This is a genomic window from Meridianimarinicoccus aquatilis (assembly GCF_004358675.1).
Classification (GTDB): Bacteria; Pseudomonadota; Alphaproteobacteria; order Rhodobacterales; family Rhodobacteraceae; genus Meridianimarinicoccus; species Meridianimarinicoccus aquatilis.
Window position 1 is genome coordinate 39,453 of the sequence record NZ_SMZO01000024.1, and the last position, 19,611, is coordinate 59,063.

Sequence of the window (19,611 nt, forward strand, 5' to 3'; positions counted from 1 at the left end):
CCGGGTCCTACTCTGCAGGGGTTTCGTTTGCGGCGCTGTCGGGCGCGGCAGCCTTTGATTTGCCCAGAAGGGCCATCAACCTCGGCTCAACATGTTCGGCGTAGACACCGGCAAGCCCGTTGGGAAACACCATCACAACCGCGATGAACAAGCCGCCCAGACCCAAAAGCCAAAGCTCGGGGAAGCTTTCGGACAGCGAGGTTTTGGCCCAGTTCACCAACAGCGCGCCATAGACCGCACCAAGGATGGACAGCCGCCCGCCAACCGCACAGAAGATCACCATTTCAATCGATGGAACGATGCCGACCAGCGTGGGCGACATGAACCCAACCTGCAGCGTGAACATTGCCCCGCCCACAGCCGCGAAGGCCGCGCCAAGGCAAAAGATGAAGATCTTGAAGCTGGCCACGTCGTAGCCCGAGAAACGCACCCGGTCCTCTTGGTCGCGCATGGCAATCAACAGCCGGCCTAACTTGGACTTGCGCACGTATTGCGCGATCACAAGACAGACGATGAGCAGCCCGCCATTGACGAAATACAGAATTTCCTTGGCTTCCTCGCTCCGGATGTCCCAGCCCTTGAGCGTGCGAAGGTCAGTGATACCGTTCACCCCGCCGGTGAACCCTTGTTGCCCGATGATCAGGATCGTCAGGATCGCCGCGAAAGCCTGTGTGATGATCGCGAAGTACACACCGCCCACACGGCGGCGGAACATCGCAACGCCAATGATAAAGGCAAAGACAACAGGCACCAGAATTACTGCGATCAACGTTATGAACAACGAATTGAACGGCTCCCACCACGCAGGAAGCGCGGTGAGTTGGTTCCAGTCCATGAAATCGGGAATGCCCGGTGTGGACTGAATGGAAGTGTTTTCAGGTGTCGACGCCTCAAGCTTGAGGAACATCGCCATGCAATACCCACCAAGCCCAAAGAACACGCCCTGCCCCAGGCTCAGGATCCCGCCCATGCCCCAACACAGCACCAACCCCACCGCAACGAAGGCGTAAGTCAAGTATTTGCCAAACAGGTTTAACCGAAACCCATCAAGCGCAATGGGAAGAACGACAAAGATGATAGCGATCAGAACAGCAAAACCGATGAGATCGCGGGCCGAGAACAGGCGGTTGGAAGAACTTTCCATCATACAGCTCCGATCACTTGCGCAATTTGAGGGTGAACAGACCCTGTGGCCGGATCATCAAGATCCCCACCACGGTCAGCAGCGTGAGCACCTTGGCCATGGACCCGGACAAGAAGAACTCCATGATCGACTGTGCCTGACTGATCGAAAATGCGCTGGCAATCGTGCCCAGAAGGCTCGCAGCACCGCCAAAGACGACGACAAGGAACGTATCGACGATATAAAGCTGGCCTGCGGTCGGGCCGGTGGACCCGATCATTGTAAAGGCAGACCCGGCAACACCGGCAACGCCGCACCCGATGCCAAAGGTCAGTCGGTCAGTCCACGCAGTGTTGATACCAACGGCATCGGCCATCATCCGGTTCTGGCTGATCGCGCGCACCTGCAGGCCCCAACTTGACCGGTACATCATGAAATAGACGGCCAGCGAAATGCCCGTCGCAAGAACCATCACAAAAATTCCGTTGATTGGAACCTCGATCATGTCGGTCATCGGCAACGACCCCATCATCCAGTCCGGAATGGAAACGCCGACTTCGCGTGCGCCAAACACGCTGCGATAGACCTGCTGTAGAATAAGGCTCAGCCCCCACGTCGCCAAAAGCGTATCAAGCGGGCGCTTGTATAAATGTCGGATCATGACCCACTCGACGAACAGGCCAAGCGCCCCAGAGGCGATAAAGGCCAGGATCATGGCCACAAAGAAATACAGCCCGAACACTGAGGGCAGATAATCCGCAAACAGATTGGACGTCAGATAGGTGACATAGGCACCCAAGATCATGAATTCGCCATGAGCCATGTTGATCACGCCCATCTGGCCGAAAATGATCGCCAGCCCCAGCGCCATAAGCACAAAGACCGAGAACAGGATCAGCCCTGCGAAGCCCTGCATGGCGAAAATCGCGCCAAGCTCGTTCATCGTGTAGTCGGAAAACATGTGGATGCCCCTTGCGGAAAACACAGCCTGATCTGACCCATCAGGCAAAAACCGAAACTGAAAAAGCCGGTGCCCGCGTCATGCGCAGGGCACCGGAAGAGGCTATTACTGATAGCCTTCGGGGAACGGATCCGGTTCGACCAGATCAGCGGTTTCAAACACCACTTCGTACTGACCGTCCGCCTTTGCCAGACCGACGCGGGTCTTGGACCACAGGTGATGGTTCTCGTGTACTTTGACGTATCCTTCGGGGGCGTTGGTCAACTCCACACCGATTTGCGCCTCGCGCACCTTGTCCACATCGAACGACCCGGCCTTTTCAACAGCAGCCTTCCACAGCCATGGGCCAAGATAAGCCGCCTGCGTCACGTCACCGATGACCATATCTTCGCCGTACATGTCCTTGAACGCCTGCACGAACGCGATGTTGTTCGGGCTATCAAGGCTTTGGAAGTACTTCATGCAGGCATAGGCACCATCGATATTTTCGCCGCCAATGCCACGGATTTCGTCTTCGGTCACCGAAATCGTCAGCACCAGTGGCGCCTCTTTGGTCATATCAATGCCGGCCGCTTTGAGTTGCTTATAGAACGCAACGTTGGATCCCCCCACGACGATGGCGTAGATCACGTCAGGTTTTCTCAGGCGGATCTTGTTGATGACCGAGTTGAATTGCGTGTGGCCGAGCGGGTAGTAATCTTCGCCGACAACCTTTGCGCCATCCAGGAAGTTCTCGATGTGCTTGCGGGCAATCTTGTTCGACGTGCGCGGCCAAATATAGTCGGACCCCAGCAAATAGAACGTCTTGGCACCCTTGGTTTCAGACACCCAATCCAGGCCTGCAATGATCTGCTGCGTGGCTTCCTGACCGGTGTAAATCACGTTTGGCGACTGCTCTAGGCCCTCATAGAAAGTCGGGTAATAAAGCATGCCGTTGAACTGCTCGAACACGGGCAGAACAGCTTTGCGGCTCGCCGAAGTCCAGCACCCCATAACGCTGGCCACCTTGTCGTTGACCAACAGTTTGCGCGATTTTTCGGCAAAGGTCGGCCAGTCGGACGCACCGTCTTCCTGAATGTACTCGATCTTGCGTCCCAGAATGCCGCCCTGCGCGTTGATCTGTTCAATCGCCAGCTTTTCAGCCTGCACCGACCCGGTTTCCGAGATCGCCATGGTGCCCGTGACAGAATGCAGAATGCCGATTGTGACCGTGTCGTCCGTTACGGCGAGGCCCGTTGTGTTGACGGCTTCTGTAGGATAGTCGGCCGCGAACAGGGTTTTAGGGGCGAACAGGGCCGCGGTCATCGCTGCACTGCCAGCCATAAAGGCGCGGCGGCTTGGCTCGGGCATTTGCCTTATGGTTGTTTTCGGGGATTTGCGATCAGTCATATCAGCTCCTTGTCGGCAGTTTGCGCCGCTTTTTCGGGCGAGGTGTTCTATTGCCTCGTGAGTGTCCGCCAAGATGCTGCGATGCAGTATACGTTAATTGACGTATGTGGCTGCGTGAATTTACCCTGTACCTTTCACCACATATTGACCCTTCAAGGGTGAGAGACGGCACGAACTGAACAACGCCCTGGTGTCTGAACCGGCGTCCGATCCGTGATGACTGTGAAGGCATAGGATGAGTAGAACCTATCGCGCGACCAAGGAAAAACGGCGCTATAACCGCTGGGTCGCCAACGAAACGATGGAAGATTTCGCTCTGCGCTTTACGGCGCGGCGTGCGCGCCACTGGTCATCAGCGCGCGTTGCCAACACGGCCATCGGATCGATTTCGTTTCTCGCCCTCGAAGCGATCGGCGGTGCGATCACACTGACCTATGGCTTTGACATTGCCATAACGGCGATCATGTTGGTTGGCGCAATTCTATTTTTGACGGCCTTTCCCATAAGCTATTACGCGGCGCGCTATGGCGTGGATATTGACCTTCTGACCCGCGGAGCAGGCTTCGGGTATATCGGCTCCACCATCACGTCGCTTATTTATGCCAGTTTCACGTTCATCTTCTTTGCGCTGGAAGCAGCAATTCTGGCATTGGCGGTTGAATTCACCCTCGGCATCCCGCTGATGTTTGGCTACCTACTCAGCTCGCTGGTGGTCATCCCGTTGGCCATAAACGGCTTTTCCAAAATCTCGGCATTTCAGGCTTGGACACAACCGATATGGGTCGTGTTACATATCACACCCTTCGTGATGCTTGCGTTCGTCGGTTACGATATCGAAGGTTGGGCATCCTTTACCGGCTTGGCGCCAGAAGCAACCAGCCCGTCAGGCAAGCTGATCATGCTTGGGGCGGCGGCTGGTGTGATCTTTTCACTGATTGCCCAAGTCGGTGAACAAGTCGACTTCCTGCGCTTCCTTCCAGAGCCAAAAACCCGTGCAGAACGACGTCGCTGGTGGGCCGCGTTGATCGCGGCAGGTCCGGGTTGGTCGGTTCTCGGTGTGGCAAAGATGTTGGCAGGATCGTATCTTGTCACGCTCGCGTTGTCCAAAGGCGTGCCAATGTCCGAAGCGGGCGATCCCACCCGCATGTACCACACTGCATTTTCAGAAGTTATCTCAAACCCTTGGCTTGTCTTGTTGCTGACGGCCGGCTTTGTGATCTTGTCTCAGCTTAAGATCAACATCACCAACGCCTATGCCGGATCGATAGCGTGGTCGAATTTCTTTTCGCGTTTGACCCACAGCCATCCGGGGCGGGTTGTGTGGCTGGTCTTTAACGTCGCCATAGCCGTTATGCTTATGGAATTGGGTGTATTCGGTGCACTGGAAAGTACGCTCGCACTCTATTCCCACGTGGCCCTTGCGTGGATCGGAGCGTTGGTTGCCGACCTCATCGTCAACAAACCCTTGGGCCTTAGTCCACCGGGCATCGAATTTCGCCGCGCGCATCTGCATGACATCAACCCAGTTGGTATTGGTGCAATGGCCACTGCATGTGTGTTGTCGCTCACAGCCTATGGCGGCTATTTCGGCCCATTGATGGAAGCATTGTCATCTGCCGTGGCCCTGTTCAGTTCGTTCCTGTTGGCCCCTGCCATCGCATGGTGGACGAAAGGCCGGTATTACATAGCCCGGCCCGTCCCCTTACTGGATGGACCAGAGCAAAAGTGTTCGATCTGTGAATACAGTTTCGACCCCGAAGACATGACGCACTGCCCTTTTCATTCAGGCCCTATTTGTTCGCTGTGCTGCACCATCGACAGTGCTTGCCGCGATGCATGCAAACCGGAAACACGCATGAGTGCCGTCGCCGCGCGGGCGCTGCACGACTATCTGCCTGCCCCTGTTGCGACCGCGCTGACCATGCCTTTGTCGCGGTTCTTGATCTTTACATCGCTGATTGGCGCGACGCTGGCCTATCTTCTTTTGCTGGTCCGGTCATACCGCGCTGCTGACAACCTTGATGCGATGCTGATGGTCATCTTTTCCATCTCACTGATCGTGATTGGTGTGTGCGTCTGGATGTTCATCCTCATAAACGACACACAGCACAAAACACGCGATGAGGCCGAACGGCAAACTGAACGCTTGCTTGCCGAAGTGCGCGCCCACGAACGCACTGATCGGGCGCTTCAGCAGGCAAAGGAAAAAGCAGAGGCCGCGAACCTTGCCAAAACGCGCTATATGACTGGGCTGAGCCATGAATTGCGCACCCCACTGAACTCTATCTACGGCTTTGCCCAGATTCTGGAAAAAGACCCCGATATGCCACCGCACCGGCTGACGTCTGTCACCACGATCCGCCGCTCTTCTGAACATCTTGCAGGCTTGATCGAAGGCTTGCTGGACATCGCCCGGATCGAAGCGGGTCGACTGGAAATCAGCCGTGACCGCATACACCTGCGCATGTTCCTGAACCAGATCAGTTCCATTTTCGAAGAACAGGCCCGCGAAAAGAACATTGCCTTTTCCCAGACCACACAAGGGTCGCTGCCGGAATGGGTTAGTTTCGATGAAAAACGGTTGCGTCAGATCCTGATCAACCTGCTGTCAAACGCACTTCGTTATACCGTGGCGGGGTCGGTCAATCTGCACATCACCTACCGCAACGAGGTTGCCATCATCGAAGTAAGCGACACAGGGATAGGGATCGTTCCCGAAAACATTCGTAGAATCTGGGAACCCTTCGAACGTGGGGATCACCCTTTTGTTGCCGGATCTGGGCTTGGTCTGACTATTACCAAGTTGCTGGTTGAAATACTTGGTGGCGATATTGCCGTTGAAAGCACGGCGGACAAAGGCAGCCTGTTCCGGGTTCGATTGATGTTGCCATCTGTTCCGAACAGCAGCCTTCAACCGGTCGCCGCAACCACCGACGACACCCGCAGCCTGCCCTTCATCGGCTATCACGGTGCGCGCAAGACACTTATGGTTGTCGATGATGATCCCAGCCACCTGAAATTGGTGGATTACTTCCTGACACCGCTTGGTTTCGCAGTGCTCTTGGCCTCCAGCGCTGAACAGGCGCTTGAAATGGTAAAAGACATCTCGCCGGACCTGTTTGTGCTCGACATCGACTTGCCCGGAGGGGACGGCTGGTCTTTGGCCGAAGCGCTGCGAAGTGGGGATCACAGGACCACACCAATCGCGATGATTTCCGGGCACGCGATGGATGCCAAAAAGCCATCGCCAGAGTTCAAATTGTGCGATGCGTTCCTTGCAAAGCCTTATAACCTTGATGATCTACTCGTTCGTATCGCTGATCTTCTGCGGCTTGATCTCATTATGGCGGCAGAAACACAGCCCGCAGCCTCGGTTTCAAGGCATTTACCCGAAGCCGATAGAGCCGAGTTGATTGCCCTGGCCCGCGATGGGCTGACACGGGCTCTCAACTCAAAGATCGACACGCTTGAAGCCTCTGGTGCGCTTGCCGGCGCGACGCTTTCAACGGTGCGCCACGCGGCAAATGTGTTCGATATGCAAAGCGTCATCGCTTGCCTTGAAAAGGAGACGGGCAATGCACCCCTTTAACCGCGAAGCACAGAACATTGCGCTGGTGGTGGACGATAACCCAGAAGCGCTTGGAATGGTATCAACCGCACTTGAGGAAAACGGCATCACCGTTCTTGTCGCCCGAGATGGCGAAACGGCGATTGAACTGGCGCAGCGCATCCAACCAGACGTCATCTTGATGGATGCAATCATGCCCGCGCCGGACGGCTTCGAAACATGCCGCAGGTTAAAACTGGGCGATGCCCCGATCTCAACACCGATCATCTTCATGACCGGGTTGTCAGAACCGGAACACATCGTGCGGGGCCTGAAGGCAGGAGGCGTAGATTACATCACAAAACCCGTGGTGATCGAAGAACTGCTTGCCCGGATCACAATCCACGTCATGAACGCAAAACTCATTCGCAGCGCCCGCGAAGCGTTGGATTCCTCACGCGGTTCAGTCATCGCATTCGATGGGAACGGCAAGATCGCTTGGGGAAGCCCAAAGGCGGTTGCCAGCCTGACCTCACAGGAACAGACGCAATCCGGGCAATTGTCTGCGTGCCAGGCCTTTCGACTTTGGCTGCAAGACTGCAGGACCCTTCCCGCCTCTCAGGTCACCACGTTTCATCATGGGGACCTGACAATTTCCTATTTGGGCATCACATCGGCGCGCGAAGTCTTGGTCAAGCTGACTGATACGCAGCTTGGTGGCCCTGCTGAACTACTCCGCAAAGCATTTTCCCTCACGGCACGCGAATCCGAAGTGCTCTATTGGCTGTCTATGGGGAAACCAAATCGCGATGTGGCGCAGATCCTCTCGCTCAGCGCGCGGACCGTGAACAAACATCTCGAACAGGTCTTTCAGAAGATGGGAGTGGATAATCGCACGTCCGCAGCCGTTTTGGCTGACCGTGTCTTGCACCTATCTAACTAGGCCAGTTGCACTGCCCGAGACGGGGCACGACATCAAGCAAGAAGACCCGAAGGCATTTAAGCCTTCGGGTCTGTAACATACCTCTGAAAGAGCAACGCAAAGCCGCGGCGCCCTTTGCAGAACGATCACTCTTTCCCAAGCGAGCGAAGCATCCACGCCGCTTTTTCATGCACGCTCGACCGCGCGACGGCCAAGTCCTCGGTCACCGGGTCAATGTCACCGGTCATGTTGATCAAGGCGTGCAAGCGGTGCGCGAGACGCTCATGATCTCCCGCCAGATCTTCCAGCATTTCACCGGCAGTCGGCGCAGCGTCCGGTGTGCCAATCACCGACTGTTCCTTGAGCCAGTCAAGGCTCCAAGGGGCCAGCAAGCCCAACGCGCGAATACGTTCCGCTATTACGTCCGCAGCTTTGAACAGTTCTTCATACTGCGCTTCGGTCAGGTTATGGATCGAAAAGAAAAGTGGGCCTTCCACATTCCAATGGTAAGCATGGGTCTTGAACATCAGCCGATAGGTATCTGCCAGAACATCCGCCAAACCTTTTGCGACGGTCTCTGTGTCACGGACGCCTGTATCGACGGTGGTTTTCTCGGGTGCGATACGCAATGCATTGCTCATGAGTTACTCCTTGAATTGCTTCCACCTTACCAACGCGCGCCTTTTCCATCTGGTTCCAAAATTCATTCAGAAACATGGAATCAAAAAAGAGCGCCCTGCCCGGACGCTCCTTCCTCACTTGGTAAAAGAGCCATTTATCAAAGACTACGCCGCTTCCTGTGCATCTTGATCTTCGGCATCAAAGCCAAGCCAAGTGAACACAATCCGGACAGAGAATTGATCTGGCTGATCCTCGAAATCCAGCTGCCCACCAAGCTGCAACGCAAAGGCACGCATTAAATTTGTGCCCAGTCCAGTGCCCTGATCTGCCGTGTGCGGCGCAAGGTCAGACTCGCTTTCAGGCTTCGAATTTGTGATCTCTAAAAGTATCTGTGTCTCGTCCACGACTGTCAGCCGCATCCTTACCCAACGGCCCGTTCCGGTCCCAAGATATTTCATGGAATTTGTCGTCGCCTCGGCCACCAAAAGGCTCAGGGGAACGGCTTGGTCCGGATAAAGGTTGATATCGGCAAACTTGCGATCCACGTCGAAACTGCCCTGCCCCGCATCTGCCAACGCAAGGATCTGATCGGTCAGTTCGGTCAGCATTTGCGGCGCGTTCACCTTGCTCAGGTTCTCTGTGCGGTACAAATTTCGGTGAATCGTCGCCAGACCCAGCACACGTTCCTGAAGCCGCCGCACAACAGCTTTCGCTTCGCGAGACTTCAGTTCGCGCATCTGCATGTTCATGATGGAGCTGATCAATTGAAGGTTGTTTTTAACCCTGTGATGGACTTCCTTAAGCAGAACGTTCTTGTCATGCACAAGCTGCTCCATCTCGGCTTCATCGTGAAGCACGGTCTCCGCCATATCTGCAAACGACTGCTGTAGTTCGCGGATTTCCCCGGATACGTCCCTGTCATTCGATGGGTCCGGCAACCGGCGGGTTTTCGCAAAAGCCCGCATCTGCCTGCGCAGCTTCGACAAGTGACGCATGACCAGACGATAGACCGTGGCAAAAGCAACCCCAAGACTGGTAAGCCACATGATGATGGGGAAAAATTCGGGTTTTATCGAAAATGGCCCGGTCGCACCATGTGGGGTCGGCACCCATGTTCCCAGCGCATAAACCGTGCCATCCAGAATCGGCGACACGGAATAGCTTCGGGGGTCGCCAGATACGCTGGTATCGCGGAATTGAACAACCGGGCCACTACCCAAATCTTCAAGCGACCGCGAAACAGGTAGCACCCCGGCTGGGTTAGACTCTTCATGCCCCATCGCAGTCAGAATTTCGCCACCCGAGGTGAAGGTCACCACTGTCAGACCGCTGCCATCGACAATGCTGCGCCCAAGGGCCAGGCTTTCATGGGGGACCGATACAAAAACAAACCCCGCAAACGCCCCATTCCGCGTAAAAGGCTGGCTCACAGTAACAACAGGACGTTTGCTGATTGGCGCCCTCGGATTGACGTTTACCGTCGGTTCGCGGGCAGCAACGTTGTCGGACCATCCTGGGTAGTCTGAAAAATCGAACGTTTCACCCGTTGACGCACACCACATCTCGCCATCGGATCGGATGAACCCGGCTGTAACAGCCATTTCCTGCTGTTCAATAAGCTCCGACAGACCTTGGGCGCACTCATCCTCAGTGTCCCAAGACGCACGGGCAAATGGCGCAAGACCCATCGCGATCCCAAAAGCGCGTTGGATGATTTCGCGCTCGGCCACAGCGGCATCGCGTGTGAGGCCGGCCAGCGCGGCGTCAGCCCGGTTTTCGGCGCGCCGAACAATGTCGCCGGTTTGCATGACCGCCAGCAACCCAATCGGGATCAACGCGACAGAAAGAAATATGAGAAGGCGAACAGCAAGGCTGCTGAACCACCCTGTTGTCGCCTGCGTCACGCTGCAGCAGTTTTGGAAGCTGACATGACCGCGACCGTCGCTTGGTCTGTAATGTCAAGACTGTCGGCGTCGCTCAGACCCATCAGTTCCGCAAGCCGCATCCGCCCACGATTGGCCCGGCTCTTTACCGTTCCGATTGCAATGCCGGTCATTTCTGCAGCTTCCTCATAGGAAAAGCCCGAGCCGCCAACGAGGACCAAAATCTCACGCTGCTCAACGCTGAGTTGATTGAACGCCACGGCAAAGTCGCGAAACGCCAAGCGCCCGTCATGGGCCGGCTTTTCAGATAGGCCCGCGGTGAACGCGCCATCGACATCTTCAACTTCGCGGGCGGCCTTGCGACGTTCCGAATAAAACGTGTTACGCAAGATCGTAAAAAGCCACGCCCGCATGTTTGTGCCAGGTTCAAACTTGTGAATATTGCTCCACGCTTTCAAAAGCGCGTCCTGAACCAGATCATCGGCACGGGCAGGGTTTCGGGTCAGGCTGCGCGCGAAGGCACGCAAAGACGGCAAATGTTCAACAATTTCATCTCTCGGATCAGGATCGCTCACTTGGAAGCCTCCTTTTTCCGCAGTTCTTCCAACATCTTGGCAAATCGTTCGGGCACGCCTTCTTCTACCGTCTCGCGGTACAAATCGCGGATCTTTTCGTCTATGTCCCTTTTGACAGGGTCGACGTTTGATACGTCATCATCCATCTCTACCTCGTCATACATATTGTTTCTCCGCGCACTATTTGGGAACTTAACGCAGTTTCCCGCGTTTGGTTCCCAAATGTTGCAAAAAAAGTGAGACGCACCCATGACGACTGATGCCACAAGCTTCGCCGATCAGGTCGGACAAAACCTTCCTTTCCTTCGCCGCTACGCCCGTGCCCTGACCGGCAGCCAAGCCAGCGGCGACACATACGCAGCCGCAACTCTCGAAGCGATCCTGAACGACGCGACCGTTCTTGATGGTGCGACCGACACACGAACGGCCTTGTTCCGCGCGTTCCACAAAATCTGGGAAAGCTCGGGCGCTCAGGTCGATTCCGATGAAACCGGCTTGCTGGGCGCCGTGCAGGACCGGATGGAGAATTTGACTCGTGGCGCCCGCGAAGCGCTTTTGCTCAACACAATAGAAGAACTGCCTGTCTCCTCCATCGCTCAGATCATGGATGTCTCGCAAGACGAGGCGCAGCACCTGATCACCGTCGCGCGGCAAGAAATGGCGCAGGACGCACCAGGACGCGTCATGATTATCGAAGACGAAGCGATCATTGCGATGGATCTTGACGGGATCGTCCGCGCAATCGGGCATGAAGTTACAGGCATTGCGCGGACAGCCAAAGCTGCTGTTGATCTTGGCCGCAAGACCAAGCCAGATCTGGTTCTTGCCGACATTCACTTGGCAGATGACAGCTCGGGCATTGATGCAGTGAACACTCTTCTGGAAGATTTCACAAACTTGCCGGTGATCTTCATCACCGCCTATCCCGAACGTCTTTTGACGGGCGAACGTCCCGAACCAGCATTTCTGATTTCCAAGCCCTACACCGAAGCGCAGGTGCGGTCGGCTGTCAGTCAGGCCTTGTTCTTCTCTTCAACGGCGACGCTTACAGCTTGATACGAAAAACCCGCCCGGATGTCCGGGCGGGTTTTTTACCGAGAGGGGTCGCGATCGCCTAGAGTATCTTCGGCACTTTGCATCCCTTCTGAACAACTTGTTACGTCAGCGCGGGGCACGTCCGCGAAGTGCGTTGGCAATCAGGGCAATCGCGAACAGCACGATAAAGACAAAAAACAGGATTTGCGCGATGCCGGCAGATGCCGAAGCGATCCCGCCAAAGCCGAACAGTGCGGCAACAATAGCGACAACGAAGAAGACTAAGGCCCAATAAAGCATTTGGTTTACTCCAGTGTTGATCCCGAAACGGCATTGTGCCGCCTCTTCATTCAATCAACAAATGAACCGCGAATAGGTTCCTGCGTTTTCTCAGGTCTTTTTGCTGCACCCAACCAAAACCGACAGCTTTCAGCCCACGCGCGCTGAACCGGGCGAGCTTGAATTCCCAGTCAGGCAACTCTTTCGATCCAGTTCTGCGTTGGTTCGAATTCGGGTACTTTTCTAAGGTTGCGCGCATGTGCGCAAACGCGCTCCGACCTCATTTGTTCCACATATAAACAAAGTTTAATTGCGGCTTTTGCGGGAACTTCCGATCTACCAGTCGGTTGGTTTTGCGACTGCCATTAGGGCAGAGCACCAGGAGAAAAAGATGCCTAAGCACCATTTCACAGCAACCGTGAACACCGTGCTTTGCCCTCTGGGCGGCATCCACAATCTTGGTCTGCAAGAGATCCGGCGCGCCTGAGATGGGCCACGATCTGAACACCAATCAAGCGTGCCACCCTCCGGCGGCGCGCATGAAAATCCAGAAGGTAGCGTCACTATGCACACAATCTTCTACATCATCGGCGTCACCGTCATCGCAATTGTCATCATCAGCATTTTAAAGTGAGGTGCTCAACATGCCACGAAACACTCGTATCCCACCGGCGCTTGGTGAAGAGCAATTCCACCAAGCTATGGAGTCCTTTAGCGACGTGTTGGTAGCTATGGGCGAAGACCTGAAAACCCGCGACAACGGTCAAATCCTGGGGGATTTGGCCACCTATGCGCGCAGCAATCCGGTCAGCTTTCTCGCGGGCAGCGCAGCCATCGGCTTTGCCGCGATGCGGTTTGCACCTGCCGGGTCCGCGACAGCCAATGCGCATCTGAAAACTGCAATCCAACGCGCTGGAGAAGAGTGATGACCAGCCAGCCAGACAACGACACCGCGTCCAACGCTGGCACTGGCAGTCTGATAAACACTGCGCTGGCACAGGTGGCAGGCCTGTTTCGGAACGAAATTGACTTGGCACGTGCCGAAACCGAACAGACACTGCGCCGCGCCGCAGCCGGCATTGCACTGATCGTGACGGGTGCGCTGATCGCGCTGGCCGCGTTGAACGTGCTGGCCGCGGCGCTTGTCGACGCCATCGCGGAACTGGGGCTAGAGCCCGCTTGGGCAGCCCTGATCGTGGGTATCAGCCTTGCCGCGACCGCGCTTGGATTGACCCTTGCCGGTGCCAAGGCGCTGAACCCATCCAACCTGAAACCGACTCGTGCGTTGAAACAACACCACGAAGATCGCCAAGCTTTGAAGGAGGCCCTGAAATGAAACATGAAGATCGCACTCCCACCCAAATCGAAAAAGACATCGAAGCTGACCGCAATGCGCTTGCAAGCACGCTGGATGCTTTGACTGATCGCGTCTCGCTGGACAGTTGGCTGACGGATATGTCCGGCGCGCTGCAAAGCAATGGGTCCGAACTCGCCACCAAACTGCGCCGCTCGGCACAAGACAACCCAGCGGCGCTGATCGCCGCCGGCGCCGGAATTGCATTGGTCGCTTTCGGGGCCAGCCGCCTGTTACAAGGCTCGTCCGACAGCTTGGCTGAAACTGCCAACGACGCCCCGACCGACCTGCTGCGCTTTGACGACGACGGGAACGCGCTCTATCGCGGGGCAGGAACCGACGCAGCAGAGAGCGTCATGGGTGAGCCGCTGACGCCAGAATTTGACGCCCGCGTTTCGCGCGCGGTCAAAGCCAACCACGAAGCCGCCGCACTGCGGTCGCAAGACCCGTGGAACACCTTGGGCGATTCTGAGGCCGGTAGCGATGAATCCACCGAAAGCATCAGGAACCGAGTCACCGCCAAGGCAAGCACATTGCGTGCCAGCGTTCAGGACGGTCTCCACGACATGTCGCAAGAGGCGCAGAGCCGTATCATGCGCCTGAGGCTTCAAGCGGCCGAAGCTCAACGGCAGATCGAAAGTAAATCCGCCGATCTGTCAAAAACTGCGGCGTCATCGTTTCAAAAGCACCCGCTCGCCTATGGTGCCGGGGCGCTGGCAATCGGCGCTGCCGCAGCCACGCTGTTGCCGCGCAGCACAGATGAAACGCGCCAGATCGCAGAAATGCGCGACCGCCTGATGGCAGAAGCGCGGCGCACTTATGATGACGAGCGCCGCAAGGTCGAGGCCGCCGCCCGTGCCGCAGTCGCCGAAGGCAAGAAACAAGTCCGCGCCGCTGCACATGCCGCGCTTGACGGCACGCCCGGCGCTGCACCAAAGGCCAAAGACGGTGCCAAGAAGATGCGCTCTGCCGCAAAAGCCGCCTATGGCGCGACCCCAGAGAACGGGACTTCCACCGGGGCGACGGGCGATCCGCTGGCACCAAAAGCGTCCTGACAGACACCCGCTCTCTCCGCAGAGCTATAAAATTTCGACGGCTGTTCCTAACCTTAGAAGGCTTGGAGCAGCCGCTTTCTTGTTGTCACCCCCCGTCCCGGCTTCGCTAAAACAGCGCGCGCATTCACAACTGTCATCTCCCCCTTGCGCTTCTTGATGTTTTTTGTCAGGTATTGCGCAGCCAAGGCGGCACATGACCCCAAAGCCAGAAAATAGCGCACTGCGCATGATGCACGAACAAGGCCCCGACCACGCGGTGGGGTCACAAGGAAGCTTGTCCAATGAAACTACTCGTCCCCACCGCGCTCTGTGCGGCGATCGCCCTCCCGGCCATGGCCGTCGAAGACCGTGACGTTCTGACCACTTATGCCGACATCGCCGCGGCATCCTATGGCGACAGCCTGACCACCGCAGAGCGACTTCAGGCTGCGGTCGCCAATCTTGTCGCCGCCCCCTCTGCCGAAGCATTGCAAGCGGCGCGCACCGCATGGCTTGCATCCCGCGTGCCCTATCAGCAGACCGAAGCGTTCCGTTTCGGAAACCCCATTGTCGATGACTGGGAAGGGCGCGTGAACGCATGGCCGTTGGACGAAGGCTTGATCGACTATGTCGTCGCCGCCGGGTCGGCCCCGCTGGAACCCACCGACGATAACGCCCTGGCAAACCTGAACGTCGTCGCCAATGAAACGGTGACCATCTCGGGTCAGGAAATCGACGTCGCCGAGATCACCCCTGCCCTGCTGCAAGACACCCTGCACGAAGCGGACGGCGCCGAAGCCAATGTCGCAACGGGCTATCACGCCATTGAATTTCTACTTTGGGGCCAAGATATTGGCGCCTATGACGCCACAACGGGCCAGCGCCCCTGGACTGATTTTGCCACGGGCGACGCGTGCACCAACGGCAATTGCGACCGCCGAGCAGAATACCTGACCGCCGCAACCGACCTTCTCGTTGCCGACCTGAGCGAAATGGCAACGGCATGGGCCGACGGCGGCGAAGCCCGTCAGGCCGTGCTGGACGATGAAGACGGCATCAACCGCATCCTGACCGGAATGGGCAGCCTGTCCTATGGCGAACAAGCGGGCGAACGCATGCAGCTTGGCTTGTTGCTGAACGATCCCGAAGAGGAACACTCCTGTTTCTCGGACAACACCCATAACGACCATTTCTATGACGCGCTTGGCATCCGAAACGTGTTCAATGGCCAGTATGTCGGCATCGACGGCACCGTGACATCAGGGGCCAGCCTGCGCGACTTGTTGGCTGAAAAGGATGCGGGCGTTGCAGACGCGCTCGCCGCCGCGCTTGACGCAACGCAAATGGAAATGATGGAAATGAAAGTCGCCGCCGAAGCGGGCATGCACTACGACATGATGCTCAACCCGGCCAACGAAGTCGGCGGAGCATTGGTGCAATCCGCCATCGACGGTCTTATTGCGCAAACGCGCGAAATCGAACGGGCCGTCGCGGCCCTTGGGCGCAACCAGATTGCCTTTGAAGGCTCCGACAGCCTTGACGATCCGGACGCGGTGTTCAAATAAGCCAGCCGCTTAGGCATACAACATCTGAACGGGGCGGTTCCGCCGCCCCATTACTCGAAAGCACATCATGACCATCGCCCGCACAGCCAGCCTAAGCCCGCTGCTCTTGACAGCTTTGATGGCAGGCACCGCAGCGGCACAGACACTTGCCCTGTCCGATCCGCACTTGAACATTGTGCCGCGCAGCTCGGTCGAAGCAGCCCGAATTGCGTCCGTGACAGCCCCTGCCAGCCAGTTCACCGAAGCTGAACGGTTTGAAACCAACCAAGGGGGTGCCGGCACAGTCAGGCGGCGCAACGATGCGCAGGCCTTCAGCCTTCCAAAATCCAACCTCAGCTTTGCACAGCAAGGGCAATTCGCTGTTGGAAACGGAATCTTTGAAAGGCTTTGGGTGACCGCCCCTGCATCCACCATCGCGTCAGACGGCCTTGGGCCTCTGTTCAACAGTCGGGCTTGCCAGGACTGCCATATCAAAGACGGGCGCGGCCATGCCCCGGACGGGCCAAACGACTCTGCCGGCTCTCTTGTTGTGCGGCTTGGGATTCCTGTTTCGGTCGAGGCCCCATCGCTGGATGCCCTGCGCACCTATGTCAGCGCCACGCCGGACCCTGTGTACGGGCGGCAATTCGCTGACAATGCTGTGCCCGGCAAAATCCGCGAAGGACGCATTTCCGTCACATGGGTCGATACAGAAACCGTGGACCTGCCGGGCGGCGAAACCGTTACCTTGCGCAAACCCGACTGGACATTGACAGACCTTGGTTATGGCCCGCTGCATCAAGACACGCAGATCAGCCCGCGCGTCGCTCCCCAGATGATCGGTCTTGGCCTGATCGAAGCGATCCCGGCCGCAGACATTCTTGCCCATGCCGACCCCGATGATGCCAATGGCGATGGCATTTCGGGCCGTGCCAATGTGGTTTGGTCACCCGAATTCGGGACCGAGATGCTGGGTCGCTTTGGCGTGCGCGCAACCGCGCCAACCCTGCGCCATCAATCAGCCGACGCATTCAATGCCGACATTGGCATTTCGTCGCCCCTGCAGACCAACCCCGCAGGCGATTGCACCGATGCTCAACCTGCTTGCAACGCCGGTCCTCATGGCAGTGATGCAGAGCAAGGCGGGCATGAAGTTTCGCAAGAAAGCCTTGACCGGGTGACATTCTACACCCGCAACCTTGGCGTCCCGGCCCGTGCCGATGTGAGTGACCCGCAAGTTTTGCGCGGCAAGGAAGTGTTCCACACCGCTCAGTGTACTGCCTGCCACATGCCGAAATTTGTCACCCACCGTCTGAAGGACCGCCCCGAGGACAGCTTTCAGTTGATCTGGCCCTATTCCGACTTTTTGCTGCACGACATGGGGCCGGGTCTTGCTGACGGCCTTCCCGCAGGTCTTGCGACTGGGGCCGAATGGCGCACTGCACCTCTGTGGGGCACTGGCCTGACCGAAGCTGTGGCGGGACACCGTCAATTCCTGCATGATGGTCGAGCACGCTCGCAAACCGAGGCGATCCTTTGGCATGGCGGTGAAGCCGCTACCGCGCGCAACCACTTTGCCAATCTGACCGCCGAAGACCGCGCTGCGTTGATCGCCTTTCTGGAGTCGCTTTAATGCCCCGTCTCACCCTGACCGCCATTTGCGCCATTTGCGCCCTGCCCGCCCTTGCGGATGTTGACACCGCTCTGGACGATCACATCCTTCCGGGCATGGACCGGCTTGCCGCCGCAACGGCAACCCTTGCTGACACGTCGTGCGATCCTGCAGCCCTGCGCAGCGCCTTCGCGGACGCGGCGCTCGCTTGGGCCGCCGTGTCCCATCTCACGCTTGGTCCTGCCGAAGAAAATGGCCGCGCCCGGGCGATCCTGTTCTGGCCAGATGATCGCGATGCCACCGCGCGCGGTTTGCGCCTGTTGCGAGAACAGGGCGCGGACGCCTGGACGCCCGAGGCTTTGACTCGCGCCTCAATCGCGGCCAGAGGCCTCGGCGCATTGGAGCGCCAGATCACCGAGGCAGATGCCAAGCCCTGCGCCATGACGCTCGCGCTGGCCGATGACCTTGCAGCCACAGCCGCCGCGATCCGCGATGGTTGGCAAAACGGCTTTGCCGACCTGATGCGTACGCCGGGCACCCCCGGAAACACCCGTTTTCTGACCGAAGACGAAGCCGCCGCCGCGCTTTTCACCGCGCTTCTCAGCGGCCTTGAATACACCGCCGACGCACGGCTTGGCGTACCGCTTGGCACGTTTGACAAACCCCAGCCCAGACGCGCGGAACTGCGCCGTTCTGATCTGAGCGTGCCAATGGTCATCGCCGCTCTGACCTCTCAGCGCCAACTCGCGGCATCCCTTGCCGATGCGCCCCGTACCCTGGCCGCACTCGACAGCGCGATCCGCACAGCACACGCGTTGGAAGATACCTCCTTCGCAGGCGTCGCCGACGTGCAGGGGCGCTTCCGGGTTGAATCGCTGCAAAACGCGATCCGATCCGCACGCACCACAGCCCAAGAAGAACTGGGCGCTGCACTTGGCGTGCCGGCAGGCTTCAATTCGGCGGATGGCGATTGATGCTGACCCGGCGCACCTTCCTCGCCAGTTCGGGCGCAGCGTCGCTTTTGGCCGTACCGGGCTGGGCAGTTGTGGGAACCCCCGCCTTTCTGGCCGCAGCACGCAAAACCACGGGTAAATACGCCCTTTTCGGGCTGGACAGCACCGGGCAAATCACGTTCCGCGTGCCCCTTCCCGACCGGGGCCACGCCGCTGCCGTCCATCCCGAGCGCGCCGTTGCTGTCGCCTTCGCCCGGCGACCGGGTACCTTTGCGCTGGTGCTGGACTGCACCACAGGGGCCGTCATCTCGCGGCTCACAGCCCCTGAAGGGCGACACTTTTATGGGCATGGGGCCTTCATAGATGGCGGGCGTGTACTTGTCACAACGGAAAACGACTATGCCAGCGGCGCCGGGCGCATCGGCCTGTGGGACGCGGAAGACGGCTTCACCCGCATGGGCGAAGTCGCATCAGGCGGCATTGGCCCCCACGAAGTGATCCGCTTGCCCAATGGCGGACTTGCCGTGGCCAATGGGGGGCTGCGCACTCACCCCGCGACAGGGCGTGAGAAGCTTAACATACCAACAATGCAGCCAAATCTAGCGTATCTCGATGACCTGCGCGTAACCGAAACAGTGGAACTGGACGACCCCAAACTGTCGATCCGCCATATTGCGGCCCGCGCCGATGGCGCCGTCGCAATGGGCCTGCAATCGCAGCGCGACCCAGACAGCCGCGTTGCCATGCTCGCCATCCACACGCGCGGGACACCCGTGCAA

The 19,611-nt window shown here is 57.8% G+C and carries 18 protein-coding genes; 10 read left to right on the top strand and 8 right to left on the bottom strand.

The genetic code is table 11. The features are described from left to right. Nucleotides 1-7: 7 nt before the first annotated feature. The 3 genes from urtC to urtA all read right to left on the bottom strand — a co-directional run bounded on the left by urtC (nt 8) and on the right by urtA (nt 3,473). Nucleotides 8-1,144, bottom strand: coding sequence for an urea ABC transporter permease subunit UrtC (gene urtC / locus E2L05_RS11680; protein WP_133343088.1), 1,137 nt, complete (start codon nt 1,142-1,144; stop codon nt 8-10). A 13-nt stretch (nt 1,145-1,157) separates the two neighbouring features. Then, nucleotides 1,158-2,084 carry an urea ABC transporter permease subunit UrtB gene (urtB, locus tag E2L05_RS11685; protein ID WP_133343089.1) on the bottom strand — a complete coding sequence of 309 codons (927 nt, stop codon included), beginning with the start codon at nt 2,082-2,084 and terminating at the stop codon, nt 1,158-1,160. 105 nt (nt 2,085-2,189) lie between these two features. Further along, entirely contained in the window at nt 2,190-3,473 is a 1,284-nt protein-coding gene (urtA, locus tag E2L05_RS11690) for an urea ABC transporter substrate-binding protein (RefSeq protein WP_133343090.1), read from the bottom strand. Nucleotides 3,474-3,708: 235 nt separating this feature from the next. Between urtA and E2L05_RS11695 the strand changes: the two genes are divergently transcribed. Beyond that, nucleotides 3,709-7,062 carry an ATP-binding protein gene (locus tag E2L05_RS11695; RefSeq protein WP_133343091.1) on the top strand — a complete coding sequence of 1,118 codons (3,354 nt, stop codon included), beginning with the start codon at nt 3,709-3,711 and terminating at the stop codon, nt 7,060-7,062. Further along, nucleotides 7,049-7,963, top strand: coding sequence for a response regulator transcription factor (locus E2L05_RS11700; RefSeq protein ID WP_133343092.1), 915 nt, complete (start codon nt 7,049-7,051; stop codon nt 7,961-7,963). The genes E2L05_RS11695 and E2L05_RS11700 overlap by 14 nt, the downstream gene beginning before the upstream one ends. A gap of 125 nt (nt 7,964-8,088) precedes the next feature. Here the strand turns inward: E2L05_RS11700 and E2L05_RS11705 are convergent, their stop codons facing one another. From E2L05_RS11705 to E2L05_RS11720, 4 genes are all read right to left on the bottom strand, one after another. Continuing rightward, a complete protein-coding gene (locus E2L05_RS11705; protein ID WP_133343093.1) occupies nt 8,089-8,583 on the bottom strand; it encodes a Dps family protein in 495 nt (164 codons plus the stop codon). Nucleotides 8,584-8,727: 144 nt separating this feature from the next. After that, entirely contained in the window at nt 8,728-10,467 is a 1,740-nt protein-coding gene (locus E2L05_RS11710) for a sensor histidine kinase (protein WP_133343094.1), read from the bottom strand. Further along, nucleotides 10,464-11,021, bottom strand: a complete 558-nt coding sequence (locus tag E2L05_RS11715; protein WP_133343095.1) for an RNA polymerase sigma factor — start codon at nt 11,019-11,021, stop codon at nt 10,464-10,466. The genes E2L05_RS11710 and E2L05_RS11715 overlap by 4 nt, the downstream gene beginning before the upstream one ends. Beyond that, nucleotides 11,018-11,185, bottom strand: coding sequence for a NepR family anti-sigma factor (locus tag E2L05_RS11720; RefSeq protein WP_243721953.1), 168 nt, complete (start codon nt 11,183-11,185; stop codon nt 11,018-11,020). Before E2L05_RS11720 ends, E2L05_RS11715 begins: the two co-directional genes overlap by 4 nt. Nucleotides 11,186-11,270: 85 nt before the next feature. Here E2L05_RS11720 and E2L05_RS11725 point away from each other — a divergent pair, with 85 nt between their 5' ends. Continuing rightward, entirely contained in the window at nt 11,271-12,077 is an 807-nt protein-coding gene (locus tag E2L05_RS11725) for a response regulator (protein ID WP_133343096.1), read from the top strand. A 105-nt stretch (nt 12,078-12,182) separates the two neighbouring features. Here the strand turns inward: E2L05_RS11725 and E2L05_RS11730 are convergent, their stop codons facing one another. Continuing rightward, on the bottom strand, nt 12,183-12,356 hold the full coding sequence (locus tag E2L05_RS11730; protein ID WP_133343097.1) for a DUF1328 domain-containing protein: 174 nt from the start codon (nt 12,354-12,356) through the stop codon (nt 12,183-12,185). Nucleotides 12,357-12,979: 623 nt separating this feature from the next. Here E2L05_RS11730 and E2L05_RS11735 point away from each other — a divergent pair. From E2L05_RS11735 to E2L05_RS11765, 7 genes are all read left to right on the top strand, one after another. Next, nucleotides 12,980-13,261 carry a hypothetical protein gene (locus tag E2L05_RS11735; protein ID WP_133343098.1) on the top strand — a complete coding sequence of 94 codons (282 nt, stop codon included), beginning with the start codon at nt 12,980-12,982 and terminating at the stop codon, nt 13,259-13,261. Further along, nucleotides 13,261-13,671, top strand: coding sequence for a phage holin family protein (locus tag E2L05_RS11740; protein WP_133343099.1), 411 nt, complete (start codon nt 13,261-13,263; stop codon nt 13,669-13,671). Before E2L05_RS11735 ends, E2L05_RS11740 begins: the two co-directional genes overlap by 1 nt. Beyond that, nucleotides 13,668-14,744 (top strand): DUF3618 domain-containing protein, encoded by a 1,077-nt coding sequence (locus E2L05_RS11745; RefSeq protein ID WP_133343100.1) that lies wholly within the window; start codon nt 13,668-13,670, stop codon nt 14,742-14,744. The genes E2L05_RS11740 and E2L05_RS11745 overlap by 4 nt, the downstream gene beginning before the upstream one ends. Before the next feature lie 281 nt (nt 14,745-15,025). Next, the gene (locus E2L05_RS11750; protein WP_133343101.1) at nt 15,026-16,288 is read left to right on the top strand and encodes an imelysin family protein; all 1,263 of its coding nucleotides are present in this window, start codon (nt 15,026-15,028) and stop codon (nt 16,286-16,288) included. Nucleotides 16,289-16,355: 67 nt separating this feature from the next. After that, the gene (locus E2L05_RS11755) at nt 16,356-17,900 is read left to right on the top strand and encodes a di-heme oxidoreductase family protein (RefSeq protein ID WP_394346553.1); all 1,545 of its coding nucleotides are present in this window, start codon (nt 16,356-16,358) and stop codon (nt 17,898-17,900) included. After that, nucleotides 17,900-18,853 carry an imelysin family protein gene (locus E2L05_RS11760; RefSeq protein WP_133343102.1) on the top strand — a complete coding sequence of 318 codons (954 nt, stop codon included), beginning with the start codon at nt 17,900-17,902 and terminating at the stop codon, nt 18,851-18,853. Before E2L05_RS11755 ends, E2L05_RS11760 begins: the two co-directional genes overlap by 1 nt. After that, nucleotides 18,853-19,611, top strand: a 759-nt coding sequence (locus E2L05_RS11765; RefSeq protein WP_133343103.1) for a DUF1513 domain-containing protein, incomplete at its 3' end; no start/stop codon positions are given. The genes E2L05_RS11760 and E2L05_RS11765, both read left to right, overlap by 1 nt.